Genomic DNA, 25,333 nt, shown 5'->3' with positions numbered 1-25,333 from the left:
ACGTAGTTTGGAGGGGGTGCGGGCGAGCGTGATCCCTACACCCTGTAGGGTTGCGTCCACCCTGCCGCACACGAACGGAACAGAGACGAGAGGTGGCCGTGTCGACCATCGCGCCCGATCCGGACGTCAGTGTTGTCGTCATCGTCTACAACGACGAAGAGCGACTTCCGACGGCCGTAGGTTCCGTCCTTGAGCAAACACTGCGCAATGTCGAGGTGATCATCGCCGACGACTGCTCGACGGACGGCTCCCACGAGGTCGCGCAGGCGCTCGCCGCGGCCCACCCCGACCGGGTCCGCGCGATCCGGCTCCCGGAGAACAGCGGGGGCTGCGGGGAGCCGCGCAACCAGGGCGTCAAGGTCGCCCGTGGCCGCTACGTCATGTTCCTGGACAGCGACGACACGCTGGAACCGAACGCGTGCCGCAACATGGTCGAGGCGGGCGACCGCACCGGCGCCGAGCTGATCTCCGGCCTGTGTGTCCGGGTTCACACCGACAGCCGCCACGACAAGCGCGTCGCCTGGTACCCCTGGCTGTACCGCGCCACCCGTACCGTCGACTCGGTCAGCGAGCTGCCGGACCTGTTCGTCTTCGACACCCTGTCGACCAACAAGTGCTACCGGCGCGACTTCCTCCTCGACAACGACCTCGCCTTCCCGCGCGGCATCCACTACGAGGACCTGCTCTTCTCGGCCCAGGCCTACCTCGCCGCCCGGCGGATCACCCTGATCCCCAACACGGTCTACTACTGGAACGTCGTCGAGAAGACGGCCGTGAAGTCGATCAGCAACCGACGCCGTGAGATCAACAACTTCGCGGACCGGGTGGAGATCCACCGCCGGATCGACGCGATCCTTGAGCGCAAGGGCCTCGACGGGCTCAAGCTGTGGAAGGACATCAAGTTCCTCAAGCACGACCTCGTGCTCTACCTGCGGGAACTTCCCTTCCTCGACGACGGGTACCGCCACCGCTTCGCCGAGCTGGCCCGCGGCTACGTCCAGGACTTCCCGGAGGCGGCGTACGACGAGCTCGACCGGGTCCACGCGATCTGCGCCCAGCTGCTGCTGCGCGAGGACTGGACCGACCTCATGCCGGCCATCGACACACTGATCAACCGGCACAAGATCTCCGCGCCGCTCACCGAGCGGGACGGCCGCGTCTACTGGACCGACCGCTATCTCGACGACCCGGAGATGCGCGCCGTCCTCGACGTCACCACCCTCGGCTACCACGCCAAGCGGCTGGACCAGATGGCCCTGCGCAACCGGCTCACCGAGTACACGGCGAGCGGCGACACCGTCGTCCTCGCCGGGGAGATCGTCAACCCGCTGCACACCGTCGCCGCGGACGCCGAGCTCTCGGCCGAGCTGGAGTTCCGCGCCCGCCGCCGCAGTCTGCAGACCTTCCGCTTCCCGGTGCCGGCGCCGCGCCACCAGGGCGACACGATCGCCTGGCGGGCCGAGGTGCCGCTGGCCCGGCGGCTCAGGCCGCTGGGCATCGTCGACGACGTCTGGGACGTCCGGCTGCACCTCACGGCGGACGGCCGGCGCACCACGAGCCGGCTCACCGTGGGCACCGTCGACCTGGAGCACGCTCAGGCGGTGCCCGTGCGCCCGCGGCTCACCCGGCTGATGGCCGACCGGCTCGAGGCCCAGGTGTCGGCCAAGGGGCACCTGGCCTTCCGGCTCACCCAGCACGGCCAGGTCGCCCGCGTCGGGCGCGCCGCCGTGGAGCGCAACCTGCACGGCCGCCCCGCGCGCGCCGCCAAGGGGGCCTACCGCAAGCTGCGCGCCGTCCGCAAGGACCTCAACTCCGGCGACCGCAAGCTCCAGGTCTACGAGCGCATGCTGCGCAGACTGCCGGTCCGCAAGGGCACGGTCGTCTTCGAGAGCCACCTCGGCAAGCAGTACAGCGACAGCCCCCGCGCCGTCTACGAGGAGCTGCGGCGCCGCGGCGTGCCGATCACCCCGATCTGGTCCTACGCGGGCGAGCGTCCCGAGGGCTTCCCCGAGGACGCCGAGCTGGTGCGCCGGTGGTCGTGGCGCTACCTCCGGGCGCTCGCCCAGGCCGAGTTCTGGATCGACAACCAGGGCTTCCCGCTGCGGCTGACCAAGCGCCCGGAGACCACCTACATCCAGACCTGGCACGGCTCGGCCCTGAAGCGGATGGGCTTCCACGAGCCCACCCACCGGATGATGTCCGAGCCGGAGCAGCGCGCCTACCAGCAGGCGCTGGACCGCTTCGACCACTTCGTGGTCCGCAGCGAGCACGACGTGCGCACCCTCGCCCGCGCCTACCGCATCCCCGAGGAGAAGCTGCTGCGCACCGGCTACCCGCGCAACGACGCCCTGGTGCGGGCCCGCGAGGGCGCCGCGCCCGGCCCCGAGGCGCAGCGCCTCGCCGAACGCCTCGGCCTGGACCCCGACCGCCGGGTGCTGCTGTACGCGCCCACGTTCCGCGCGAACTCCGACGGCCGGGTACGCGGCTTCGAGTTCGGCTTCGACGTCGAGCGCTTCGCCGCCCGCTTCGGCGACGAGTACACCCTCCTCGTACGGGCGCACTACCTGAACCGGCTCACCCTGCCGCCGTCGGTGGCGGGCCGCGTCGTCGACGTGAGCACCGAACCGGACATCACCCCGCTGCTGCTGCTCGCCGACGGCCTCATCACGGACTACTCCTCGGTGATGTTCGACTACGCGCTGCTGCAACGCCCGCTGGTGTTCTACGCGTACGACTGGGAGGAGTACGCCGAGGACACCCGCGGCACGTACTTCGACCTGCTGGCCGAGGCGCCCGGCCCGGTGCCGCGCACCGAGGACGAGCTCTTCGCCGCCATCGGCGACCTGAGTGCCGTACAGGCCAAGTACGAGGCGCGGCTGAAGGAGTTCGTGGACAAGTACGGCGAGTACGACCGCGGCGACGCGGCGGCTCGGATCGTGGACCGTTTCTTCGGACCCGCGGGAGAGGCCCGATGACCGAGCGCGACATCTTCTTCGTGGCCAACGAGGTCAACGAACTCGGCGGCGTGGGCCGCTGGCAGGCGCAGATGGCCAAGCTGCTGGCCGGACGCGGCCACCGGGTCACGATCGCCGGCATCGCCCCGGCCAACCACCCGATGGACCTCGGCGAGGACCCGCCGTTCCGCACGGTGACCCTGTACGCCCGGCGCCCGCCCGGCCGCCCCCGGCCGCGCCGGCTGCTCGGCGCCGCCGACCCGGCCGTGCGCCGTCACGACGCGCACATGCGGTCCGCCGCCGACCGGCTCACGGCGCTGTTCCGCGCCGCCCGTCCCGGCGCGATGATCGTCGTCACCCAGGTGTGGGCGATGGAGTGGGTGGCGCTCGCGGACACCACCGGGCACCGGATCATCGGCATGACCCACGAGTCCTTCGAGACGGCCCGCAAGTCGTCCCGCTTCGCGCGGGTGAAGAAGTACTACAAGGACGCCGACCGGCTGCTCGCCCTCACCCAGGAGGACGCCGACCGCTGGGTGGGCGAGGGCATGAACAACGTCGGCTTCATGCCGAACCCGCTGCCGATCGTGCCCGACGCGCCGTCGCCGCGCACCGAGAAGGTGGTGGCGAGCATCGGCCGGCTGTCCCACGAGAAGGGCGTCGACCTGCTCCTCGACGCGTGGGCCGAGGCCGCCCCCAAGCAACCCGGCTGGACCCTGCGCCTGTACGGCAGGGGAGAGGCCGAGGCGGAGCTGCGCCGGCAGTGCGCCCAGCTCGGCCTCGACGACTCGGTGGACTTCGCCGGGCAGACCGACGACGTGCCCGGCGCGTTGCGCGCCTCCTCCGTGTTCGTGCAGTCCTCCCGGGGCGAGGGCTTCCCGCTGGTCCTGCTGGAGGCGATGGCCTGCGGCGTGCCGTGCGTGGCGTTCGACTGCGCGCCCGGCGTGCGCGAGATCGTCGGCCACGAACGGGACGGCCTGCTGGCCCGCCCCGGCAACACCACCGAACTCGCCCGCCACCTGGTGCGGTTGATGTCCGACGAGGCCCTGCGCGACACCATGGGCGACGAGGCCCTGCGCAGCGTCCAGCGCTTCGACCCGGAGGCCATCACCCGCCGCTGGGAGGAGCTCTTCGACTTCCTGGACCGCTGACCTCGCACGGCTCGCGCCCCGGCACCGCGGTGCCGGGGCGCCGCTGTTGGTCTGGACCGGTGAGAGTTTTCCACAGGTCCGGGCGGGACTCCGGCGCACCGCGTAGCGTGAGGCGTCATGAAGATCCTGATCAGTGCCGACATGGAGGGCGCGACCGGGGTGACCTGGCCGGCCGACGTGCTGCCGGGGACGCCCGAGTGGGAGCGGTGCCGGGCGATGTTCACCTCGGACGTCGACGCCGCCGTGCTGGGCTTCCTCGACGGCGGCGCCGACGAGGTGCTGATCAACGAGGCCCACTCGACGATGCGCAACCTGCTCCTGGAGCGGCTGGACGAACGGGCGCGGATGCTCACCGGGCGGCACAAGACGCTGTCCATGGTGGAGGGCGTGCAGCACGGCGACGTGGACGGCATCGCGTTCGTCGGCTACCACGCGGGCGCCGGCATGGAGGGCGTGCTCGCCCACACGTACCTCGCCAACTCCATCACCGGTGTGTGGCTGAACGACGTACGGGCCAGCGAGGGCCTGCTGAACGCACGGGTGGTCGCCGAGTACGGCGTCCCCGTCGTCCTCGTCACCGGCGACGACGTGGCCTGCGAGGACGCGCTCGGCTACGCGCCCGAGGCGCTGAAGGTGGCCGTCAAGGACCATGTGTCGCGGTACGCGGCCGTGTGCCGCACACCGGCCCGCACCGCCGCCGACATCCGCGCGGCGGCCAAGGAGGCGGCGGCGCTGGCGGTCCGGCACGAGCCGGTCGTCGGCGGCCCGCACACCGTCGCGCTGGAGTTCGACGCCGAGCACCTGGCGATGGCCGCCACGGTCGTCCCCGGAGTGGACCGGATCGGGGAGCGCAAGGTGGCGTACACCAGCGCCACCATGTACGAGGCGATCCGCGCCTTCAAGGCGGTCACCACGATCGTCTCGGCCGCGGTGGAGGAGCAGTATGGCTGACGAGCAGGCACTGGACGAGGTCGTGCGGTTCACCTCGGACCTGATCCGCATCGACACCACCAACCGCGGCGGGGGGGACTGCCGGGAGCGCCCGGCCGCCGAGTACGCCGCCGAGCGGCTGGCCGGGGCTGGCCTCGACCCCGCGCTCCTGGAGCGCACCCCGGGCCGGACCAACGTGGTCGCCCGCGTGGCGGGCACCGACCCGTCGGCGGACGCGCTGCTCGTCCACGGTCACCTGGACGTGGTGCCCGCGCAGGCCGGGGACTGGAGCGTGCACCCGTTCTCCGGAGAGGTCCGCGACGGCGTCGTGTGGGGCCGGGGCGCGGTCGACATGAAGAACATGGACGCGATGATCCTCGCCGTGGTCCGCTCCTGGGCCCGGCTCGGCGTCCGCCCCCGGCGCGACGTGGTGATCGCCTTCACCGCCGACGAGGAGGCCAGCGCCGAGGACGGCGCGGGGTTCCTGGCCGACCGGCACGCGGAGTTGTTCGACGGCTGCACCGAGGGCATCGGCGAGTCGGGCGCGTTCACCTTCCACGACGGCGCCGGCCGGCAGCTCTACCCGATCGCGGCCGGCGAGCGCGGCACGGCGTGGCTGCGGCTCACCGCGCGCGGCCGGGCCGGCCACGGCTCCCGCGTCAACCGGGAGAACGCGGTGACGCGGCTCGCCGCCGCGGTCGCCCGGATCGGCGCCCACGAGTGGCCGCTGCGGCTGACCCCCACGGTCCGCGCGGCCCTCACCGAACTCGCCGCCCTGTACGGCGTCGAGACCGACCTGCGGGACGTCGACCTGCTGCTGGAGAAGCTGGGCCCGGCCGCCGACCTGGTCGCGGCCACCGTCCGCAACAGCGCCAACCCCACCATGTTCGAGGCGGGTTACAAGGTCAACGTCATCCCGGGCGAGGCCGTGGCCCACGTCGACGGACGGTATCTGCCCGGCGGCGAGGAGGAGTTCCGCGCCACCCTCGACCGGCTGACCGGCCCGGACGTGGCCTGGGAGTTCGAGCACCGCGAGGTGGCCCTCCAGGCGCCGGTGGACTCGCCGACGTTCGCGGCCATGAGCGCCGCCGTGCGGGCGTTCGCACCCGAGGGGCATGTGGTGCCGTACTGCATGGCGGGCGGCACGGACGCCAAGCAGTTCTCCCGCCTCGGCATCACCGGGTACGGATTCGCGCCGCTGAAGCTGCCCGAGGGCTTCGACCACCACAACCTGTTCCACGGGGTCGACGAACGGGTACCCGTGGAGGCGCTCCACTTCGGCGTCCGCGTCCTCGACCGCTTCCTGCGGACCGTCTGAATCCGCGAGGAGGAGAACGTGCAGACCGTGCCGTACGGTTCCTGGCCCTCGCCCGTCGAGGCGGCCCTCACCGCCGCGCACGACGGCCGGCCCGAGTGGGTGGGCCTCGTCGGCGACGAGGTGTGGTGGACCGAGCCGCGGCCCACCGAGGGCGGCCGCCGCACCCTGGTCCGCCGGCACACCGGAGGCGCCGAGGAGTCCGTGCTGCCCCCGCCGTGGAACGTGCGCAGCCGGGTCGTCGAGTACGGCGGCCGGCCGTGGGCCGGGCAGGTGCGGGACGGCGCGCCGCTGGTGGTGTTCGTGAACTTCGCCGACCAGCGGCTGTACCGCTGGCGGCCCGGCACCGCACCGCGTCCGCTCACCCCGCTCTCCCCGGTGGGCGGCGGACTGCGCTGGGCGGAACCGCGGTTCCGCCCGGAGCACGACGAGGTCTGGTGCGTGCTGGAGGAGTTCACCGGCGACCGGCCCACGGACGTACGGCGGGTCCTGGCCGCGGTACCGATGGACGGGTCGGCCGCCGAGGACCGGGCCGCGGTGCGCGAACTCACCGACGACCGGCACCGCTTCGTGACCGGAGCCCGGCTCTCGCCCGACGGGCGGCGGGCGGTGTGGCTGGCCTGGGACCACCCGAGGATGCCGTGGGACGGCACCGAACTGGTCATGGCCGACGTGGGCGGCGGGGGCACGCTGGACCGGCCGCGCACCGTCGCCGGCGGCCCCGACGAATCCGTCTGCCAGGCCGAATGGGCTCCGGACGGGGCGCTGTTGTACTCCAGCGACCGCGGTGGCTGGTGGAACCTCTACCGCGACGGCGAGCCGCTGTGCCCCCGCGAGGAGGAGTTCGGCGGCCCGCTGTGGAATCTCGGCCGGCGCTGGTTCGCCCCGCTGGACAACGGGCTGATCGCGGTGGTGCACGGCCGCGGCGCCGGCGCGCTCGGCACGCTCGACCCGGAGACCGGGGAGATCGTCGACGCGGATGGGCCCTGGACCGAGTTCGAGCCGACGCTCGCGACCCGGGGCGGACGGGTGTTCGCGGTGGGCGCCAGCCCCCGCAGCGCCTACGAGGTCGTCGAGCTGGACACCTCCCCGCGGGCCGCTCCGGACGGGCCCGGCGGCATCCCGGCCGGGGCGGCCCGGGTGATCGGCGCCGCTCACGACGACCCCGTCGACCCCACGTACTACCCCGAGCCGCAGATCCGCACCTTCACCGGGCCGGACGGGCGCGACATCCACGCCCACATCTATCCGCCGCACCATCCGGCGTGCGTGGCACCCGGCGGCGAGCTGCCGCCCTACGTCGTGTGGGCGCACGGCGGCCCCACCGGCAGGGCGCCACTCGTGCTCGACCTGGAGATCGCCTACTTCACCTCCCGGGGCATCGGCGTCGCCGAGGTCGACTACGGCGGCTCGACCGGGTACGGCCGGGAGTACCGCAACCGGCTGCGTGAGCAGTGGGGTGTCGTCGACGTGGAGGACTGCGCCGCCGTCGCGCTCGCCCTCGCCGAGGAGGGCACCGCCGACCGGGCCCGGCTGGCGATCCGGGGCGGCAGCGCGGGCGGCTGGACCACGGCCGCCTCGCTCACCGGCACCGACGTCTACGCCTGCGGCACGATCATCTACCCGGTCCTGGACCTCGCGAACTGGGGCGCGGAGGCGACCCACGACTTCGAGTCGCGGTATCTGGAGACCCTGGTCGGGCCCTACGCCGAGGTGCCCGGCCGGTACGCCGAGCGCTCGCCCGTCGAGCACGCCGACCGCGTCACCGTGCCCTTCCTGCTGCTCCAGGGCCTGGACGACGTGATCTGCCCGCCGGCCCAGTGCGAGCGCTTCCTGGAACGGGTGGCGGCGGGCGGACAGGTGCCGCACGCGTACATCGCCTTCGAGGGCGAGGGGCACGGTTTCCGCCGGGCCGAGACGATGGTGCGCGCACTGGAGGCCGAACTGTCCCTCTACGCCCAGGTGTTCCGGCTGCGCCCACCCGGGGTCCCCACGCTGGAGCTGACCCCGGGCCACCGCGGGGGGAGGGCGGCCGCGGGCACAGCCGATACTGGAGGTCCCTGACGCCGCCGGCGGTCCGCGCGACGACGGACCCGTCCGTGGTACGACCGGTCCGCCCCTGCCACGACGGACCCGTCCGTGGTACGACCGGTCCGCCCCTGCCACGACGGACCCGTCCGTGGTACGACCGGTCCGCCCGTGCGACGACGGATCCGTCCGTGGAACGGCCGCTCGTGCGGCGGCCGGCCCCGCAGGCCGCCCGAGAGAACGACCCTGGAGCCCGCCCCGTGAAGCCGCTCGTCCGCCCGTCCCGACTCGCCCCCGGCGCCCGTGTCGCCGTCGTCGCGCCCAGCGGCCCCGTCCCCGAGGAGCGGCTGCAGGCCGGGCTCGACGTGCTGCGCGGCTGGGACCTGGACCCGGTGGTGGCACCCCACGTACTGGACCGCGACGGCACCTTCGCCTATCTGGCGGGCACGGACGCCGATCGCGCCGCAGACCTGCAGAGCGCGTGGTGCGACCCGTCCGTGGACGCGGTGCTGTGCGCCCGCGGCGGATACGGGGCGCAGCGGACCGTCGACCTGCTCGACTGGGAGGCGATGCGCGCGGCGGGGCCGAAGGTGTTCGTCGGCTTCAGCGACATCACCGCGCTGCACGAGGCCTTCGCCACCCGCCTCGGGCTCGTCACGCTGCACGGGCCGATGGCGGCGGGCATCGACTTCATCAAGAACGCGCGGGCCCAGGAGCACCTGCGGGCGACCCTGTTCGCGCCGGAGTCGGTCCGCACCCTCCTCTCCGACGGCGCGGCCCTGGTTCCCGGGCGGGCCCGCGGCGTCACCCTCGGCGGCTGCCTGAGCCTGCTCGCCGCCGAGCTCGGCACCCCGCACGCCCGGCCCTCGGCGGACGGTGGTCTGCTGTGCCTGGAGGACGTGGGCGAGGAGACGTACCGCCTCGATCGCTACCTCACCCAACTCCTGCGCGCGGGCTGGCTGGACGGGGTGCGCGGGGTCCTGCTCGGGTCGTGGACGGGGTGCGAGGACGCCGGCCGGGTGCGCGCGCTGCTCGCCGACCGGCTCGGCGGTCTCGGCGTCCCCGTCGCCGAGGAGTTCGGTTTCGGCCACTGCGACGGAGCGTGGACCGTCCCCTTCGGAGTCGCCGCCGAACTCGACGCGGACCGGGGCACCCTGACGCTCGACGAGCCCGCGCTGCGCTGACGCCGCGGGTCCGGCGGCCGCGGTCCGGCGGAGCGGTCTTCACCGAATATCCGTCAAGAAACCCCAGGCGCCCCGATTGACCCCGTCCGACACCTGCCACAGCATGGCAACCGGCCGGTACTTACCGGTCGGTAAGTAGCGTTGTCCTCAGCGTGGAGGTCTCGTGTCCCGTCGTGTGCCCAGAAGCCGTGCCCCGCTCGCCCTCGCCCTCGGCGCCGCGCTCACCGCACCCCTCGCGCTCACCGCGCCGGCGGCCGCCGCCGCCCCGTACACCGTGACCCCGCTGAAGTTCACCGTCCGCGCCGGAGACCGCAGTTGCGTCGTGGACGCGGACCTCTACCGGCCCGCGGGCGTGGACCGCGCCCACCCCGCTCCGGCGGTGCTGGCCACCAACGGCTTCGGCGGCAGCAAGAGCGACGGCACGACGGACGCCATCGGCAAGGCCCTCGCCGGGCGTGGCTACGTCTCCCTGATCTACTCCGGACTCGGCTTCGGCAGGTCCGGCTGCCTCATCTCGCTCGACGAACCCGGCATCGACGGGAAGGCGGCCTCGAAGCTGATCGACTTCCTGGGCGGCGGGCGGGCCGCCGACGACGGGACCCGCGCCGATTTCGTCACCCTGGACGGCGCGGGCGACCCCCGCGTCGGCATGATCGGCGGTTCCTACGGAGGTGCCATCCAGATGGCGACGGCCGCGGTCGACCACCGGGTCGACGCGCTCGTACCACTGATCACCTGGAACGACCTGGCGTACTCGCTCGACCCGGACAACGCCGTCGGCAGCGGCGACGTGCCCGGCGTCTTCAAGTGGCAGTGGACCAACGGCTTCTACCTGATCGGCGAGGGCCAGCCGCTGCTCGAGCCGAACACCGACCCGTCCCGCGTCAACTCCGTGGCCTGCCTGCACTTCGTGAGCAAGGCCTGCGAGACCGTCCGCACCCTGAACTCCGGCAGCTACCCGGCCGACCGCACCGCCGACATGCTCGCGTACGCGCGCAGCGTCTCGCCGGTGTCCTACCTCGGCGGTGTCAAGGCGCCCACCCTGCTCGTCCAGGGCCAGGCCGACAGCCTGTTCAACCTCAACGAGGCCACGGCGACGTACCGGGCGCTCCGGGCGCGGGGCACCACGGCCAAGATGATCTGGCAGTCCTGGGGGCACAGCGGCGGCATGACCGACCCGGCCCCCGGCGAGCTGAACCTGAGCCAGGGCAACCTCGAGACGAGTTACGTCGGCAAGCGCGTCCTCGCCTGGTTCGACCGCTACCTGCGCAAGCGGGCGAACACCGACACCGGGCCGCGGTTCGCCTACTACCGCGACTGGATCACCGACCCGGGGAACACCTACGCCACCGCGGACCGGCTGCCCGGGCTCAGCCGGAAGCTGTACCTCTCCGGGGACGGCAAGCTCGTCGACCACCGCGCCGAGGTGGCCCGCGGCAGCCGGACGTACGCCAACCAACTGGTCCCCACCAGCCACTCGGAGAGCTCGCTCGCCGGAATCGTCGGTGCGCCCGACCCCGCGCCCCACGACACGCCCGGCACCTACCTCGGCTGGACCAGCGCGCCGCTCGCGCACGCCACCGACGTCGTCGGCGCGCCCCGCGCCACCCTCAGGGTCCTCTCGCCGACGGCCGAGCGGACGCAGCGCTCCCAGAACGCCGCCGACAAGCTCGTCCTCTTCGCCAAGCTGTACGACGTCGCGCCCGACGGCACCCAGACGCTCGTGCACCGGCTGGTCGCGCCGGTCCGCGTGCCCGACGTCACACGCCGCTTCACGGTGACGCTGCCCGGGATCGTGCACCGCTGCGAGCGGGGCCACCGGCTGCGGTTCGTGATCGCGGCGAGCGACGACGCGTACTTCGGCAACCGCGGGATCAAGCGGGTCACGGTGGTCAGCGATCCCGGGGACACGGGGGTGCTGGAACTGCCGGTGGCCGGCCGCTGACCCGCCGGCCGGGAGCCCCGGCCCCCGCCCGGCATAGGGTGGCGGTATGCCGCACACCGCTTCCCGCCACCTTGCCGAGGGGCCCCGCGTGGGCATACGGCCGTTCACCCCTGAGGACGGCACCGAGTTCGTCGCGCGCGTCCGGGAGAGCAAGGACCTGCACCGTCCTTGGCTGTTCCCGCCCGACACCGCGCGGGCCTACGCGGCGTACGCGGGGCGGCTGATCGAGGACCCGGCGAGGGCCGGGTTCCTCGTCTGCGAGAAGGACGGCGGCGGCATCGCCGGGTTCGTCAACATCAACAACATCGTCGAGGGCGCCTTCCAGTCCGGCGCCCTCGGATACGGGGCCTTCGCGCACGCCGCGGGGCGCGGACTGATGCGCGAGGGGCTCGACCTGGTCGTCGGACACGCCTTCGGCCCGATGGGGCTGCACCGCCTGGAGATCAACGTCCAGCCGCGCAACACCGCCTCGATCGCCCTGGCCCGGGCGTGCGGCTTCCGCCTGGAGGGCTTCTCGCCCGACATGCTGTACATCGACGGCGCCTGGCGGGACCACGAGCGGTGGGCGATCACCGCCGAGATGCGGAGGTGAGCCCCGCGCGGGCCTTTGCGCAATCCTGACCGGCAGCGCCCCTGGCGAGCTCACCGGCGACCGGGTTCCATGGTCATCGTGACGACGATCCGACGTGAGGTACTGACGCTGCCCGCCGCCGAGTTGGGTCCGGACAATCCGCTGCCCCCGCTCAGGCCGCTCGACGAGGTGCACCACATCGAGGACCGGGACCGGCAGGACCTGCCCCGCGACATGGCCCGGCAGGTCGGGTACGCCCCCCTGCACAGCCTGCTCCCGGTGCGGATCCGCGACGGTTACGGCAGAACACGCCGACCCCGCCCGATCGACGCCCTGGTCCTGGAGAACGACCGGTTGCGCGCCACCGTCCTGCCGGGCCTGGGCGGCCGGGTCGCCTCCCTCGTCCACCGGCCCACCGGCCGCGAACTCCTCTACCGCAACCCGGTGTTGCAGCCGGCCAACTTCGCCCTCAACGGCGCCTGGTTCTCCGGCGGCATCGAGTGGAACATCGGCGCGACCGGTCACACCCCCCTCTCCTGCGCGCCCCTGCACGCGGCCCGCGTCCCCGCGCCCGGCGGCGGGGACATGCTGCGCCTGTGGGAGTGGGACCGGCTGCGCGACCTGCCCTTCCAGGTCGACCTGTGGCTGCCGGAGGGTTCGGACTTCCTCCTCGTCGGCGTCCGCGTCCGCAACCCGCACGAGCACCTGGTGCCCACCTACTGGTGGTCCAACATCGCCGTCCCCGAGGAGCGCCGGGTGCTCGCCCCCGCCACCGAGGCCTGGCACTTCGGCTACGAACGCAGTCTGCGCCGGGTGCCGGTCCCCGCCCACGACGGCGTCGACCGCACGTACCCGCCGAACAGCACCTACGCCGCCGACTACTTCTACGAGGTGCCCGACGGGCGCCGCCGCTGGATCGCCGCGCTCGACGAACGGGGTGAGGGGCTGGTGCAGACGTCGACCGACGTGCTGCGCGGCCGCAAGCTGTTCGTCTGGGGCAGCGGCCCCGGCGGGCGGAGCTGGCAGCGGTGGCTCACCGAGCCCGGCACCGGCGGCTACTGCGAGATCCAGGCCGGACTCGCCCGCACCCAGCTGGAACACGTCCGGCTGGAGGCGGAGAGCGAGGTGGCCTGGCTGGAGGCGTACGGGCCGCTCGCCGGGCCGCCGCCGGCCGGGGAGTGGGACACCGTCGTACGGCGGACCGAGGCGCGCCTCGAAGCCGCCCTGTCGCGCGCCGACGTCGAGGCCGCCCACGAGGCGTGGCGGGAGCACGCCGACGCCGAACCCGGCGAGATCCTCGCCACCGGCTCCGGCTGGGGCGCGCTCGAAGTGCTGCACGGGGACCTGAAGCTGCCCGGCACCCCCTTCCCCGCCTCCACCCTCGGCGAGGCCCAGGCGCCCTGGCGGGAACTGCTGCGCACCGGTACCTTCCCGGAACCGCGCCGGGCCGCTCCGCCCGGACAGACGCTCGTCGCCCCGCACTGGCGGGACATGCTGGAGACGGCGCCCGCCACCCCGCTCACCGAGTACCACCTCGGAGTGGCCCAGTGGCACGCGGGCGACCGGGCGCAGGCGGTGCGCAGCTGGGAGCGCGCCCTCGAACTCGCGCCGTCCCTCTGGCCGTTGCTGCGCTGCCTCGCCGTCGCCGACCAGGAGGCCGACCACCACGAGCGCGCCGCGGAACGCTACGTCGAGGCCTTCGACGACCTGTGCGCCGAACGGCGCGACGACGGCGAACGGTGGACGGCGGCCACCGCCGCGCTCGGCCGGGAGGCCATCGAGGCGCTGCTGCGGGTCCGGCGTCCCGCGGACGCGCGCGCCGTCTGGGAGCGGCTGCACCCCGCGACCCGGGCGCGCGGCCGGTTCCGGCTGATCGAGGCCGAGCTGCTGCTGGCCGAGGGCCGGCCCGAGCAGGCGCGGGCCGTCTTCGACGAGGGCTTCGAGGTTGCCGACCTGCGGGAGGGGGACGAGCGGATCGGCCGGGTGTGGGAGCGGGCCGGCGGCGGGGACCTGCCGGAGCGCTACGACTTCCGGATGCGCCCCTCCCTCCCGGGGGACGGGCGCTGAGGGGGGCCGAGGGGGAGTGGACGGAGGGAGTGACAGGGAAGGACGGGGGGAGCGGACGCCGGGCAGGGGCGCCTTCGCCCGGCCCGGCCGATCGCCCGAAACGATCTCCTCCCGCGCCGCCCGCAACTAGTCTCGTCCGCATGGAGATTCTCGGAGCCACGCTGCGCGTCTGCGTCGACGATCTGGAGACCGCGGTCCCCTTCTACGAACGTCTCGCGGGCGGCAGGGCGCTCCGCTTCGAGCGCGGCGGCGTGCAGGTGGCCGCGGTCGGCTGCTTCCTGCTGATGAGCGGCCCCGAGGCCGAGCTGGAGGTGCTCCGCAAGGTGGCCGCGACGATCGCCGTGGAGGACGTCGACGAGGCCCACCGCGTGCTGACCGAGCTGGGCGCCCGTGTCGTCGCGGGCCCGGTCCCGACGCCCGTGGGCCGCAACCTGATCGCCATGCATCCGGACGGCGCGGTGTACGAGTACGTGGACCGCCGCGCCTGACGCGACGGCCCCGCCCGGACGCCCGACGGCGTTACTCGCACGTCTGTACGGGTATGCGAAGGGTATGGAGCGCTCGGATCATCTGCAGCATCTCGACAAGCACCTGGTCGACCAGCTGGCGCAGGTGGCACGCGAGGCCGTGCGCGACGAGCTGAGCCGGCAGGCCCGTGAGAGGCGCCGCTCGGCCACGCTGTACGCCGCGTCCGGCGCCGCCGCCCTCTACGCGGGCGCGGCCCTCGCACTGACCGTCGGACTGGTCCTGGCCCTCGGCCTGCCCGGCTGGGTGGCCGCCCTGATCACCGCGGCGATCCTGGCCGGCGTCGCCTACGCGCTGCGCAACGCCGCCCGGCCCTCCGCCGCCGGATACGCGTCCTCGGCGCCGACGGGGCCCACCGCCGAAACGGCGGCCGGGACGGCCGCCGGGCCGGGCCGTGCCGGCGGCGCCGGCGCCACGGCACCGGCCGGACCGCACGGCGCGGCGGGCAGCGCGCCCGTCCCGCCGAAGCCGCCCGTCGCCCCCGGCGAGGCCGCCGTACGGCCGCCGCGCCCGGACGTCGTCGACCCGGAGACACCGCACCACCGCGCGTGACGCCCGGCGCGTGAGCGCGTGACGCCCGGCGCGTGACGGCGGGACGCGACGCGATGCGAGGCGCGCGCGACACGCCGGAGCACAACGCCGCCGCGAAAGGCACGACCGTCGCGCCCGCCGCACCGCCGCGACCGGCGAAGAAGTCGTCACGCCTGCCGCACCGCCGCGTCCGCGTACCGGCGAAGGACCGGCGCACCCGCCGCACGGTCCCGCCCGCGCTCGGCGAGGGAGCCGTGACACCCCCAACCGGTGTCACGGCTCCTTTTCGCGGCCGCCTCCCCGCCGCCCGGTGTTTGCGCCCCCGGCCCCTGGGGACGCGGAAAGCTCCGACCAGGTACGCGACAGCGTGGGGAGGCGAACCGTGAGTCCACCCCGCATCGTGATCGTCGGTGCCGGTTTCGCCGGGTACCGGACGGCCCGCACCCTGTCCCGGATGGCCCGGGGCAAGGCCGAGATCACCCTGCTCAACCCGACCGACTACTTCCTGTACCTCCCCCTGCTTCCCCAGGTCGCCGTGGGCGTTCTGGAGCCGCGCCGGGTCACCGTCTCCCTCTCCGGCACCCTGCGCCGCGTACGCCTTGTCCTCGGTGAGGCCGACGCCATCGACCTCGACGCGCGCACCGTGCGCTACACCGACCCCGAGGGCACCGCCGGCACCCTGACGTACGACCGGCTGGTGCTCGCCGCGGGCAGCGTGAACAAGCTGCTGCCGATCCCCGGGGTCGCCGAGCACGCCCACGGCTTCCGGGGCCTGCCCGAGGCCCTCTACCTGCGCGACCACATCACCCGCCAGGTGGAGCTCGCCGCCTCGGCGGACGACGCCGGGACCTGCGCCGCGCGGTGCACCTTCGTGGTGGTCGGCGCCGGGTACACGGGGACCGAAGTCGCCGCGCAGGGCCGGTTGTTCACCGACGAGCTGGTGCGCGGCCACCCGCTGCGGACCGGTCTGCGGCCCCGGTGGCTGCTGCTGGACATCGCCGGGCGCGTCCTGCCCGAACTGGACGAACGGCTCTCGCGCACCGCCGCCGGCGTGCTGCGCCGCCGGGGCGTCGACGTGCGGACCGGCACCTCCGTGAAGGAGGCCACCTCCCGGGGGGTGCTGCTGACGGACGGCGAGTTCGTCGAGACCCGGACCCTGGTGTGGTGCGTGGGCGTACGGCCCGACCCGCTCGCCGACTCCCTCGGACTGCCGATGGAGCGCGGCCGGCTGCTCGTGGAACCGACGCTGCAGGTGCCGGGACGTCCCGAGGTGTTCGCCTGCGGTGACGCCGCGGCCGTGCCGGACCTGGAGAGGCCCGGCGAGTACACCCCGATGACGGCCCAGCACGCGTGGCGGCAGGGGAGGACGGCCGCGCGCAACGTCGCCGCCTCGCTCGGCGTCGGCGAGCCGCGGCCGTACCGCCATCGGGACCTCGGCTTCGTCGTGGACCTCGGCGGGGCGCAGGCCGCCGCCGACCCGCTCGGCGTGGCGCTGTCCGGCCCCCTGGCGGGCGCGGTCACCCGCGGGTACCACCTCGCGGCCATGCCGGGCAACCGCGTCCGGGTGGCCGCGGACTGGCTGCTCGACGCCGTACTTCCGCGCCAGGCCGTCCAGTTGGGGCTCGTACGGTCCTGGTCGGTGCCGCTGGACACGGCCTCCCCGGAGCTGGCCCGCCTGCCGGGCCGGCACCCGCCGGGCCGACCGGACCGCACGCGCGAGTCCGGCCCCGAACCCTCCGCCTCACCCCGACCCCGACCCCGAACCGCCGAAGGAGACTCATGAACACCGCCGAACTCGTCGACCTCGGGCAGCAACTGCGCGTGGACAGCGTGCGGGCCGCCGCCGCGGCGGGCTCCGGGCACCCGACGTCCTCCATGTCCGCCGCGGACCTGGTGGCCGTCCTGCTGGCCAACCACCTCCGCTACGACTTCGGCCGCCCCGACCACCCGGGCAACGACCGTTTCGTCCTGTCCAAGGGACACGCCTCACCTCTGCTCTACTCCGCCTACAAGGCGGCCGGCGCCGTCGACGACGAGGAACTGCTGACCTTCCGCAAGCTGGGCAGCCGCCTCGAAGGCCACCCCACGCCCCAGCGGCTCCCGTGGGTGGAGACGGCGACCGGCTCCCTCGGGCAGGGCCTGCCGATCGGCGTCGGCATCGCGCTGGCCGGCAAGCGGCTGGAGCACGCCGACTACCGGGTGTGGGTGCTGTGCGGCGACAGTGAGATGGCCGAGGGCTCGATCTGGGAGGCCGCCGAGCACGCCGGCCACGAGCGGCTGGACAACCTGACGGTGATCGTCGACGTCAACCGGCTCGGCCAGCGCGGCCCCACCCGGCACGGCCACGACCTCGACGCCTACGCCCGCCGCTTCCGCGCCTTCGACTGGCACACGATCGAGATCGACGGGCACGACGTGGACGCCGTCGACCGCGCCTACGGCGAGGCGATCTCCACCACCGGTCAGCCCACCGCGATCCTCGCCCGCACCCTCAAGGGCAGGGGCGTCGCGGCCACCGAGGACCTCGAGGGACTGCACGGCAAGCCGCTGAAGGACCCCGACGAGGCGATCGAGGAGCTCGGCGGCGAGCGCGACCTGCGCGTCACGGTGCACGAGCCGCCGTCGGTGCGGTCGCTGCACGCGGCCGGCGACGGCAACCTGGAGCTGCCCCGCTGGGAGAAGGGCGAGGAGGTCGCCACCCGCGACGCCTACGGCCAGGCGCTCGCCGCGCTCGGCGACGCGCGCGGCGACGTCGTCGCGCTCGACGGCGAGGTCGGCGACTCCACCCGCACGGAGTTCTTCGAGAAGGAACACCCCCAGCGCTACTTCGAGTGCTACATCGCCGAGCAGCAGATGGTCGCGGCGGCCGTGGGAATGGCGGCGCGCGGCTGGGTGCCGTACGCCTCCACGTTCGCGGCCTTCCTCACCCGCGCCCACGACTTCGTGCGCATGGCCTCCGTCAGCGGCTCCGGCGTCAACCTGAACGGCTCCCACGCGGGCGTCGCCATCGGGCAGGACGGGCCCAGCCAGATGGGCCTGGAGGACCTGGCGATGATGCGCGCGATCCACGGCTCGACCGTGCTGTACCCGTGCGACGCCAACCAGACCGCGCGGCTGGTCGCCGCCATGGCCGACCTGGACGGCATCCGCTACCTGCGCACCTCGCGCGGCGAGAGCACGGTGCTCTACGGCCCGGACGAGGAGTTCCCCGTCGGCGGCAGCAAGGTGCTGCGCTCCTCCGACCGGGACCGGCTGACGATCGTCGCCGCCGGCGTGACCGTCTTCGAGGCGCTCGCGGCAGCGGACGCCCTCGCCCGGGAGGACATCCCGGTCCGGGTGATCGACCTGTACTCGGTCAAGCCGGTCGACCGCGCCACGCTCCGGCGGGCCGCGGAGGAGACCGGCGCTCTGCTCACCGTCGAGGACCACCGCGAGGAGGGCGGCCTCGGCGACGCGGTGCTCGACGCCTTCCTGGACGGGCGCCCGGTGCCGCGTCTGGTGCGGCTCGCGGTCCGTACGATGCCGGGCTCGGCCACGCCCGCCGAGCAGTTGCACGCCGCGGGCATCGACGCCGAGTCGATCGCCGCTTCCGTACGGCTGCTGGTGGAGCAGGCGATGGTGCCGTGAGCGGCGACGAGCGGACCGTCCGGGCCGGCAGCCGCACGGTGACCGTGCACCGGCCGGACAAGGTGCTCTTCCCCGGTGGCGGGGACGTCGGAAGGAGCGGCAGCGGGGGCGGGGGCGGTGAGCGCGGCGGCCGTACCGGCGAGGCCCGGGAGTACACCAAGGCCGACCTGGTCGACTACTACCGGTCCGTCGCGCCGTTCCTGCTGCCGCACCTGCGCGGCCGCCCCCTCATGCTGGAGCGGCATCCGGACGGCCTCGGCGGCCCGACGTTCATGCAGAAGAACACCCCGGAGCACTACCCGGACTGGATCTCCCGCGCCGAGGTCGCCAAGGAGGGCGGCACGGTCGTGCACACCGTCTGCGACGACACGGCCACCCTCGTGTACCTCGCCGACCAGGCGTGTCTCACCCTTCACCGCTGGCTGTCCCGGTCCGGCCGCGCCGAACGGCCGGACCGGATGGTCCTCGACCTCGACCCGGCCGACGACGACTTCGCACCGGTGCGTGAGGCGGCCCGGCAGGCGACCGGGCTGCTCGACCGGCTGGGACTCCCGTCGGCGCTGATGACGACGGGCTCGCGCGGGCTGCACGTGGTCGTGCCGCTCGGCGGGCGCGACGACTTCGACGCGGTGCGCGACTTCGCCCGGGACGTCGCCGAGGTGCTCGCCGCGGACTCTCCCGACCGGTTCACCACCGCCGTCCGCAAGCAGGAGCGCGGCGGCCGCCTCTACCTCGACGTGCAGCGCAACGCGTACGCGCAGACCGCCGTCGCCCCCTTCACGGTCCGCGCGCTGCCGGGCGCGCCGGTCGCGGTGCCGATCTCCCGGGACCAGCTCGACGACCCGGACCTCGGCCCGCGCCGCTGGACCGTCGAGAACGCAGTCGACCAGGCCCGGACCCGCCCCTGGGCCGGCCTCATGAGCCGGGGGCGTGCCCTGGGCCCGGCGCGGCGCCGGCTCGACGCGCTGCGCGACCGGTGATCGGGCGCCCGGGACCGAGGCGCCGGCGACCGGCCTGAAAGACGCCTGCACCCATGGATGTTTGGCCAACGAACCTGCGGCCACACGGAAGGGAGAGGTGGTCATGTCGAACACAAACAACACGGAAGAATCGCAAGATTCGCCGAAGGAACAGAAGCCCCAGGGTTCCCGCACACGAACCCGCAAGTCCGCGGCCCCCCGTCCGCCGCGGCCCATGGAGGTGCTGCGCGAGGCACGTGCCCAGCTCGCCGAGCTGACCGGCATGACCGCCGAGTCCGTCTCGTCGTTCGAGCGGACGGAGGACGGCTGGTCGCTCGAGGTCGAGGTCCTGGAACTCGAGCGCGTGCCCGACACGATGAGCCTGATGGCGAGCTACCAGGTCGAACTCGACTCCGAGGGGATGCTCACCGGCTACCGGCGGGTCCGCAGATACGAGCGAGGGCGTGCCGACACACGCCGATAGCCGACTGGCACCCGCGCGGTCCCAGGCACAGGAAATTCCGTACACAGACAAGGAGGCACGGTCGGCATGACCGTTGTTCCGGCACAGACGTCCGGCGGTGGAGGCGGCAGCAGCGGCCTCTACGACGTACTTGAGCTCGTCCTCGACAGGGGGCTCGTGATCGACGCGTTCGTCAGGGTTTCCCTGGTCGGTATCGAGATTCTGAAGATCGACGTGCGGGTGGTCGTCGCCAGCGTGGACACGTATCTGCGCTTCGCCGAGGCCTGCAACCGACTGGACCTGGAGTCCGGCCCGAACAAGAGCCCCGGCCTGCCCGAGATCGTCGGCGAGGTCACCGAGTCCGGCGCCCGCGGCAAGTCCAAGGGAGCGCTGTCCGGCGCCGCCGAGACGATCTCCGACGCCTTCAGCCAGGGACGTGAGGAGAAGTCGGGCGAGTCCCGGCCGCGCGCCCGCAAGAGCACGTCGTCCCGGCGGAAGGAGGAGCAGGAGTGAGCACCTACGTCTACGGGATCACCGCGGCATCGCATCCCTCCCTGCCCGAGGACATGGGGGGAGTCGGTGACCCGCCGCGTCCGGTCCGTGTCCTGAAGGCGGGCGGGCTGGCGGCGATCGTCAGCGACGCTCCGGAGGGGCTGCGCCCCAAGCGCAGGGATCTCCTCGCCCACCAGACCGTGCTCACCGAGGCGGAGGGCGCCGGCTGCGTGCTGCCGATGCGGTTCGGCAGCGTCGCCCCGGACGACGACACGGTCACCGGGGTGCTCGGCGAGCGCGCCGAGCACTACCAGGAGCGCCTGCGGGCGCTCGACGGCAAGGTCGAGTACAACGTCAAGGGCAGCCACCTGGAAGACGCGGTGCTGCATCGCGTGATGGCCGAGAACCCGGAGCTGCGCGCCCAGGTCGAGGCCAACCGGCAGTCGGGAGGCGGCGGTTACGACGACAAGATCCGGCTCGGCGAACTGGTCGCCAACGCGGTGAAGGCCCGGGAGGCCGCGGACGCCACCGAGGTGCTCCGTGTCCTGGAGCCGGCCGCGGCCGCCCGCAGCGAGGGGCCGGAGTCCACGGGCTGGCTGGTCAACGCCTCGTTCCTGGTGGACCGGGCCACGGCGGAGGAGTTCCTGGCCGCCGTGGAGCAGGCCCGCAAGGAACTCCCGCACGTCGAACTGCGCGTCAACGGGCCGCTGCCGCCCTACAGCTTCGTCGAGCCCGGTCCCGCCCAGCCCGCGGGCACCACGGTCGGCGCGGACGCGGACGCCGGAGCGGAGTAAGGCCATGGGGCTCATCTCGGAGGTGCTGCTGCTGCCGTTCGCTCCGGCGCGCGGCAGCGCCTGGGTGATCGGAAAGGTAGTCGAGGAGGCCGAGCGCCTCTACTACGACCCCGCCGCGGTCCGGGCCGAACTCGCCCGGCTGGAAGAGCAGTTGGATGCGGGGGAGATCACCGAGGAGGAGTTCGACCGCCGGGAGGACGAGCTGCTGGACCGGCTGGAGATCGGCATGCGCGGCGGCGCGGGAACAGGTGAGGGGACGGCACGATGAATCGAATGGGAATCGGCCTCGCGGTAGGGGCCGGATATCTCCTGGGACGCACGAAGAAACTGAAACTCGCCTTCGCCGTGGGTTCCCTGGTGGCCGGCAAGAAGCTGAACCTCAGTCCGAGGATGGTGGGGGAGCTGCTGAACCAGCAGCTCAAGAACAACCCCCAGTTCAAGGAGATCGGGGACCAGCTGCGGCAGGACCTGCGGGGCGTCGGCAAGGCGGCGTCGGGCGCGATGGTCGAGCGGCAGATGAACGCGCTGGCCGACCGGCTGCACGGCCGGACGTCCAAGGTCCGCGACCAGCTCTCGGGCGTCGCGCCGGAGACCGGCGGCGAGCGGGAGTCCGAGGGCGAGCCCGAGGAGGAGTACGAGGAGGAGTACGAGGACCGGGAGGGCCGCGAGGCCGCTGAGGAGCCCGAGGAGGAGCCGGAGGAGGCTCCCGCGAAGAAGGCTGCGGCGAAGAAGACCACGGCGAAGAAGGCCGCCAAGAAGGCACCGGCGCGCAAGGCTCCCGCGAAGAAGGCGGCGGCCAAGAAGGCCCCGGCCAAGAAGACGGCTGCGAAGAAGACGGCCGCGGCCGGGAGCGCCGCCTCCCGGCGGCAGAAGGGTGGCGGTGACCGATGACCGAGACCCTCGGATCCGCGACGTCCGCCGCCGGCAAGGCCGCGGGCAAGGCGAACCCCCTGAGCGATCTGGCCCACAGTGAGGCCGCCGACCGGCTGAAGGCCGAGGCGCAGGAGTACCTGGCCGCCCAGGCCACCCGGCTGCTGACCGGCGTCGGCCGCAAACTCGGCGAGACCACGGGCAAGCTGACCGACATCGCCGAGGGCAACAGCCCCGGTTTCGCCAAGCTGGCCCTGGAGGGCGGCCGCAAGATCGCCGAAGGCAAGGGCCCGCTGCGCTCCGCCCTGGAGGTCGGGGCCTCCCGCGCCAAGGAGAACGTCATGGGTGCGCTGAAGAACCTGGGGGGCGGCGGCAAGGGCAAGCGCAAGGGCCGCGGGGGCAACAAGCCCACCGTCATCATGGAGTCCATCGACGTCGGCGTGCCGCTGCGCACGGCGTACGACCAGTGGACCCAGTACCAGGACTTCAGCACCTTCGCCAAGGGTGTCAAGAGCGCGAGCCGCGCCGACGACACGACCTCCGACTGGCAGCTGAAGGTCTTCTGGTCCAATCGCAGCTGGAAGGCCAAGACCACCGAGCAGATACCCGACTACCGCATCCAGTGGCAGTCGGAGGGGGCCAAGGGCACCACGAAGGGTGTCGTTTCGTTCCACCCACTCGGCGACAACCTGACCCGCGTCCTGCTGGTCATGGAGTACTACCCGAGCGGCCTGTTCGAGAAGACCGGCAACATCTGGCGCGCCCAGGGCCGCCGGGCCCGGCTCGACCTCAAGCACTTCTCCCGCTTCATCACCATGAAGGGCGAGGCGGAGGACAGTTGGCGCGGAGAGATCCGCGACGGCGAGGTCGTGCGCACCCACGAGGACGCGGTGGAAGAGGAGGAGCGCGAGCAGGAGGAGGGCGCCTCGGCCGAGGAGGAGCAGGAGGAGCCCGAGGGCGAGTACGAGGAGGAAGAGGAGCCCGAAGGGGAGGAAGAGGAGCCCGAGGGCGAGTACGAGGAGGAAGAGGAGCCCGAGGAGGAGGAAGAGGGCGCCTACGAGGACGAGGAGTCCGAGCCCGAGGGCGAGTACGAGGACGAGGAGAACGCGGAGTACGAGGAGGAGCCCGAGGAGGAGAACGGCGAGCCCGAGGCCGAGTACGAAGAAGAGGATGAGGGCGAGTACGCCGGGCACGGGAGCCGTCGATGACGACACCCGGTCGGCTGCCCGACCCGTACGGGTCGGGCGGCGGCGCCAATCTCGCCGACATCCTCGAACGCGTCCTCGACAAGGGCGTCGTCATCGCGGGTGACATCCGCATCAACCTGCTCGACATCGAACTGCTCACGATCAAGCTCCGGCTGATCGTCGCCTCCGTCGACAAGGCGAAGGAGATGGGCATCGACTGGTGGGAGAGCGATCCCGCGCTCTCCTCGCAGGCCCGGCGGGACGAACTCTCCCGGGAGAACGCGGAGTTGCGTGAACGTCTGGCGCGGCTGGAGGAACTGGGCCTGGAACAGGGCCGCGCCCGTGAGGAGGAGGCACCATGACCGGACTGCGGTACGTCTACGCCGTCTGCCGCCCCCTCGGCGCGCCCCTCCAGGCGCAGTTGACGGGGGTGGCCGGCGCGCCGGCCAAGCTGCTCCACCACCACGGACTGGTCGCCGTCCTCAGCGAGGTGCCGGAGCGGGACTTCGCCGAGGAGCCGCTGCGGGTCCATCTGGAGGACCTGGACTGGCTCGCCGCCACCGCGCGGGCCCACCAGGGGGTGATCGACGCGCTCACCGCCGTCGTCACCCCGCTGCCGCTGCGGCTCGCCACGGTCTTCCACGACGACAGCGGCGTCCGCAGCATGATCGAGGCTCGCGAGGAGCACTTCCTGCGCACCCTGGAGCGGTTGGAGGGGCGCGTGGAGTGGGGGGTCAAGGTCTTCCTGGAGGAGGAGGCGCAGGAGAGCCCGCAGCCCGCGCCGAAGGCCACGTCGGGCCGGGACTACCTGCGGCAGCGGCGGCAGCAGACCCGGGCGCACGACAGCCTGTGGCAGAAGGCCGAGCGGTTCGCCACGCACCTGCACGAGACGCTCTCCGCGTTCGCCGAGGACTCCCGGCTGCACGCGCCGCAGAACACGGCCCTGTCCGGCGCCTCGGGGAGGAACGTGCTGAACGCCGCCTATCTGGTCCCGCGTACCCACTCCGAGGAGTTCGTCGAACTCGTCGACCGCACGAAGGACGATGTACCGGGGCTGCGCGTCGAACTCACCGGCCCCTGGGCCGCCTACTCCTTCGCCCAGGACACCGACCGGGAGGAGACCCCTCCGTCCGTCGGGGCGTCCGTGAAGGAGGGGGAGTGACCGTCGTCGAACGGCGTGAGATCGCCCTGGTGGACCTGCTCGACCGGCTGCTGGCCGGGGGAGTGGTGATCAAGGGGGACATCACGCTGCGCATCGCGGACGTCGACCTCGTCCGCATCGACCTCAACGCGTTGATCAGCTCGGTCAACGAGCAAGTTCCTTCTCCCTGGGGTGATTGACGTGGCGTCACCGGCCCGGCACAACCGGCTGGACCTCGAACCCGACACGGTCGAACGCGACCTGGTGAAGCTCGTGCTGACCGTGGTGGAACTGCTGCGCCAGCTCATGGAACGGCAGGCGGTGCGCCGCTTCGACACCGGGGACCTGACCGAGGAGCAGGAGGAGCGGATCGGGCTCACGCTCATGCTGCTGGAGGACCGCATGGCCGAACTGCGCGACCGCTACGGTCTGCGGCCCGAGGACCTGAACCTCGACCTGGGACCGCTGGGCCCCCTGCTTCCCCGCGACTGAGACCCGCCTCCCCACCCGGGCATGACCCGGGGGAGGCGGGTCCGGCACGCCGTGCGTATGTGTGTGAGCCGCGGGTGGTCCCGATGCCGTACGCGAGCTGCGTGCCC

Annotated in this window: 24 protein-coding genes; all 24 read left to right on the top strand. The window is 73.2% G+C overall.

Annotation, left to right across the window (positions count from 1 at the left end):
• Positions 1-98: 98 nt before the first annotated feature.
• Positions 99-2,975 (top strand): CDP-glycerol glycerophosphotransferase family protein, encoded by a 2,877-nt coding sequence (locus tag ACIPM1_RS20255; protein ID WP_402436529.1) that lies wholly within the window; start codon positions 99-101, stop codon positions 2,973-2,975.
• Entirely contained in the window at positions 2,972-4,105 is a 1,134-nt protein-coding gene (locus tag ACIPM1_RS20250) for a glycosyltransferase (RefSeq protein ID WP_402436526.1), read from the top strand. Before ACIPM1_RS20255 ends, ACIPM1_RS20250 begins: the two co-directional genes overlap by 4 nt.
• Positions 4,106-4,222: 117 nt before the next feature.
• Positions 4,223-5,056 carry a M55 family metallopeptidase gene (locus tag ACIPM1_RS20245; protein ID WP_356183768.1) on the top strand — a complete coding sequence of 278 codons (834 nt, stop codon included), beginning with the start codon at positions 4,223-4,225 and terminating at the stop codon, positions 5,054-5,056.
• Positions 5,049-6,353 carry a M20/M25/M40 family metallo-hydrolase gene (locus ACIPM1_RS20240; protein ID WP_402436523.1) on the top strand — a complete coding sequence of 435 codons (1,305 nt, stop codon included), beginning with the start codon at positions 5,049-5,051 and terminating at the stop codon, positions 6,351-6,353. The genes ACIPM1_RS20245 and ACIPM1_RS20240 overlap by 8 nt, the downstream gene beginning before the upstream one ends.
• 18 nt (positions 6,354-6,371) lie before the next feature.
• On the top strand, positions 6,372-8,414 hold the full coding sequence (locus ACIPM1_RS20235) for an LpqB family beta-propeller domain-containing protein (protein WP_402436520.1): 2,043 nt from the start codon (positions 6,372-6,374) through the stop codon (positions 8,412-8,414).
• Positions 8,415-8,638: 224 nt separating this feature from the next.
• A complete protein-coding gene (locus tag ACIPM1_RS20230; protein ID WP_356183760.1) occupies positions 8,639-9,562 on the top strand; it encodes an LD-carboxypeptidase in 924 nt (307 codons plus the stop codon).
• A gap of 163 nt (positions 9,563-9,725) precedes the next feature.
• Complete coding sequence (locus ACIPM1_RS20225) at positions 9,726-11,507, top strand: CocE/NonD family hydrolase (RefSeq protein WP_402436515.1); 1,782 nt, start codon at positions 9,726-9,728, stop codon at positions 11,505-11,507.
• A gap of 46 nt (positions 11,508-11,553) precedes the next feature.
• The gene (locus tag ACIPM1_RS20220; RefSeq protein ID WP_356183756.1) at positions 11,554-12,099 is read left to right on the top strand and encodes a GNAT family protein; all 546 of its coding nucleotides are present in this window, start codon (positions 11,554-11,556) and stop codon (positions 12,097-12,099) included.
• Positions 12,100-12,168: 69 nt separating this feature from the next.
• Complete coding sequence (locus ACIPM1_RS20215) at positions 12,169-14,145, top strand: DUF5107 domain-containing protein (protein WP_402436510.1); 1,977 nt, start codon at positions 12,169-12,171, stop codon at positions 14,143-14,145.
• A 140-nt stretch (positions 14,146-14,285) separates the two neighbouring features.
• On the top strand, positions 14,286-14,633 hold the full coding sequence (locus ACIPM1_RS20210; protein WP_356183751.1) for a VOC family protein: 348 nt from the start codon (positions 14,286-14,288) through the stop codon (positions 14,631-14,633).
• Positions 14,634-14,697: 64 nt separating this feature from the next.
• Entirely contained in the window at positions 14,698-15,222 is a 525-nt protein-coding gene (locus ACIPM1_RS20205; RefSeq protein WP_402436507.1) for a phage holin family protein, read from the top strand.
• Between the two features lie 361 nt (positions 15,223-15,583).
• Positions 15,584-16,984, top strand: coding sequence for an NAD(P)/FAD-dependent oxidoreductase (locus tag ACIPM1_RS20200; protein WP_402436504.1), 1,401 nt, complete (start codon positions 15,584-15,586; stop codon positions 16,982-16,984).
• Positions 16,981-18,828, top strand: a complete 1,848-nt coding sequence (locus ACIPM1_RS20195) for a transketolase (RefSeq protein ID WP_402436501.1) — start codon at positions 16,981-16,983, stop codon at positions 18,826-18,828. The genes ACIPM1_RS20200 and ACIPM1_RS20195 overlap by 4 nt, the downstream gene beginning before the upstream one ends.
• Positions 18,825-19,808 carry a non-homologous end-joining DNA ligase gene (ligD, locus tag ACIPM1_RS20190; RefSeq protein ID WP_402436498.1) on the top strand — a complete coding sequence of 328 codons (984 nt, stop codon included), beginning with the start codon at positions 18,825-18,827 and terminating at the stop codon, positions 19,806-19,808. Before ACIPM1_RS20195 ends, ligD begins: the two co-directional genes overlap by 4 nt.
• Positions 19,809-19,911: 103 nt before the next feature.
• Positions 19,912-20,271 (top strand): gas vesicle protein, encoded by a 360-nt coding sequence (locus ACIPM1_RS20185; protein WP_402436495.1) that lies wholly within the window; start codon positions 19,912-19,914, stop codon positions 20,269-20,271.
• 66 nt (positions 20,272-20,337) lie between these two features.
• Positions 20,338-20,763 carry a gas vesicle structural protein GvpA gene (locus ACIPM1_RS20180; protein ID WP_402436492.1) on the top strand — a complete coding sequence of 142 codons (426 nt, stop codon included), beginning with the start codon at positions 20,338-20,340 and terminating at the stop codon, positions 20,761-20,763.
• Positions 20,760-21,536 carry a GvpL/GvpF family gas vesicle protein gene (locus ACIPM1_RS20175; protein WP_402436489.1) on the top strand — a complete coding sequence of 259 codons (777 nt, stop codon included), beginning with the start codon at positions 20,760-20,762 and terminating at the stop codon, positions 21,534-21,536. The genes ACIPM1_RS20180 and ACIPM1_RS20175 overlap by 4 nt, the downstream gene beginning before the upstream one ends.
• A 4-nt stretch (positions 21,537-21,540) precedes the next feature.
• On the top strand, positions 21,541-21,804 hold the full coding sequence (locus ACIPM1_RS20170) for a gas vesicle protein GvpG (RefSeq protein ID WP_402436486.1): 264 nt from the start codon (positions 21,541-21,543) through the stop codon (positions 21,802-21,804).
• Positions 21,801-22,427, top strand: a complete 627-nt coding sequence (locus ACIPM1_RS20165) for a DNA primase (RefSeq protein ID WP_402436483.1) — start codon at positions 21,801-21,803, stop codon at positions 22,425-22,427. Before ACIPM1_RS20170 ends, ACIPM1_RS20165 begins: the two co-directional genes overlap by 4 nt.
• Complete coding sequence (locus ACIPM1_RS20160) at positions 22,424-23,614, top strand: SRPBCC family protein (RefSeq protein WP_402436480.1); 1,191 nt, start codon at positions 22,424-22,426, stop codon at positions 23,612-23,614. Before ACIPM1_RS20165 ends, ACIPM1_RS20160 begins: the two co-directional genes overlap by 4 nt.
• Positions 23,611-23,955, top strand: coding sequence for a gas vesicle protein (locus ACIPM1_RS20155; RefSeq protein WP_356183722.1), 345 nt, complete (start codon positions 23,611-23,613; stop codon positions 23,953-23,955). The genes ACIPM1_RS20160 and ACIPM1_RS20155 overlap by 4 nt, the downstream gene beginning before the upstream one ends.
• Positions 23,952-24,755 (top strand): GvpL/GvpF family gas vesicle protein, encoded by an 804-nt coding sequence (locus ACIPM1_RS20150; RefSeq protein ID WP_402436477.1) that lies wholly within the window; start codon positions 23,952-23,954, stop codon positions 24,753-24,755. Before ACIPM1_RS20155 ends, ACIPM1_RS20150 begins: the two co-directional genes overlap by 4 nt.
• Positions 24,752-24,934 carry a gas vesicle protein gene (locus ACIPM1_RS20145; protein ID WP_356183716.1) on the top strand — a complete coding sequence of 61 codons (183 nt, stop codon included), beginning with the start codon at positions 24,752-24,754 and terminating at the stop codon, positions 24,932-24,934. The genes ACIPM1_RS20150 and ACIPM1_RS20145 overlap by 4 nt, the downstream gene beginning before the upstream one ends.
• Position 24,935: 1 nt before the next feature.
• Positions 24,936-25,226 carry a gas vesicle protein K gene (locus tag ACIPM1_RS20140; RefSeq protein ID WP_356183713.1) on the top strand — a complete coding sequence of 97 codons (291 nt, stop codon included), beginning with the start codon at positions 24,936-24,938 and terminating at the stop codon, positions 25,224-25,226.
• Positions 25,227-25,333 lie beyond the last annotated feature (107 nt).

The sequence above is a fragment of the Streptomyces sp. NPDC086766 genome, assembly GCF_044746005.1.
GTDB lineage: Bacteria > Actinomycetota > Actinomycetes > Streptomycetales > Streptomycetaceae > Streptomyces.
The sequence above is the reverse complement of the archived record's forward strand: the minus strand, read 5'-3'. Positions and strand labels throughout refer to the sequence as shown.

Coding starts and splice junctions, on each gene's coding strand:
- ACIPM1_RS20205 (WP_402436507.1), top strand. CDS start 14,698: ATGGAGCGCTCGGATCATCTGCAGCATCTCGACAAGCACCTGGTCGAC.
- ACIPM1_RS20210 (WP_356183751.1), top strand. CDS start 14,286: ATGGAGATTCTCGGAGCCACGCTGCGCGTCTGCGTCGACGATCTGGAG.
- ACIPM1_RS20155 (WP_356183722.1), top strand. CDS start 23,611: ATGACGACACCCGGTCGGCTGCCCGACCCGTACGGGTCGGGCGGCGGC.
- ACIPM1_RS20165 (WP_402436483.1), top strand. CDS start 21,801: ATGAATCGAATGGGAATCGGCCTCGCGGTAGGGGCCGGATATCTCCTG.
- ACIPM1_RS20180 (WP_402436492.1), top strand. CDS start 20,338: ATGACCGTTGTTCCGGCACAGACGTCCGGCGGTGGAGGCGGCAGCAGC.
- ACIPM1_RS20245 (WP_356183768.1), top strand. CDS start 4,223: ATGAAGATCCTGATCAGTGCCGACATGGAGGGCGCGACCGGGGTGACC.
- ACIPM1_RS20150 (WP_402436477.1), top strand. CDS start 23,952: ATGACCGGACTGCGGTACGTCTACGCCGTCTGCCGCCCCCTCGGCGCG.
- ACIPM1_RS20195 (WP_402436501.1), top strand. CDS start 16,981: ATGAACACCGCCGAACTCGTCGACCTCGGGCAGCAACTGCGCGTGGAC.
- ACIPM1_RS20240 (WP_402436523.1), top strand. CDS start 5,049: ATGGCTGACGAGCAGGCACTGGACGAGGTCGTGCGGTTCACCTCGGAC.
- ACIPM1_RS20160 (WP_402436480.1), top strand. CDS start 22,424: ATGACCGAGACCCTCGGATCCGCGACGTCCGCCGCCGGCAAGGCCGCG.
- ACIPM1_RS20250 (WP_402436526.1), top strand. CDS start 2,972: ATGACCGAGCGCGACATCTTCTTCGTGGCCAACGAGGTCAACGAACTC.
- ACIPM1_RS20185 (WP_402436495.1), top strand. CDS start 19,912: ATGTCGAACACAAACAACACGGAAGAATCGCAAGATTCGCCGAAGGAA.
- ACIPM1_RS20215 (WP_402436510.1), top strand. CDS start 12,169: ATGGTCATCGTGACGACGATCCGACGTGAGGTACTGACGCTGCCCGCC.
- ACIPM1_RS20220 (WP_356183756.1), top strand. CDS start 11,554: ATGCCGCACACCGCTTCCCGCCACCTTGCCGAGGGGCCCCGCGTGGGC.
- ACIPM1_RS20170 (WP_402436486.1), top strand. CDS start 21,541: ATGGGGCTCATCTCGGAGGTGCTGCTGCTGCCGTTCGCTCCGGCGCGC.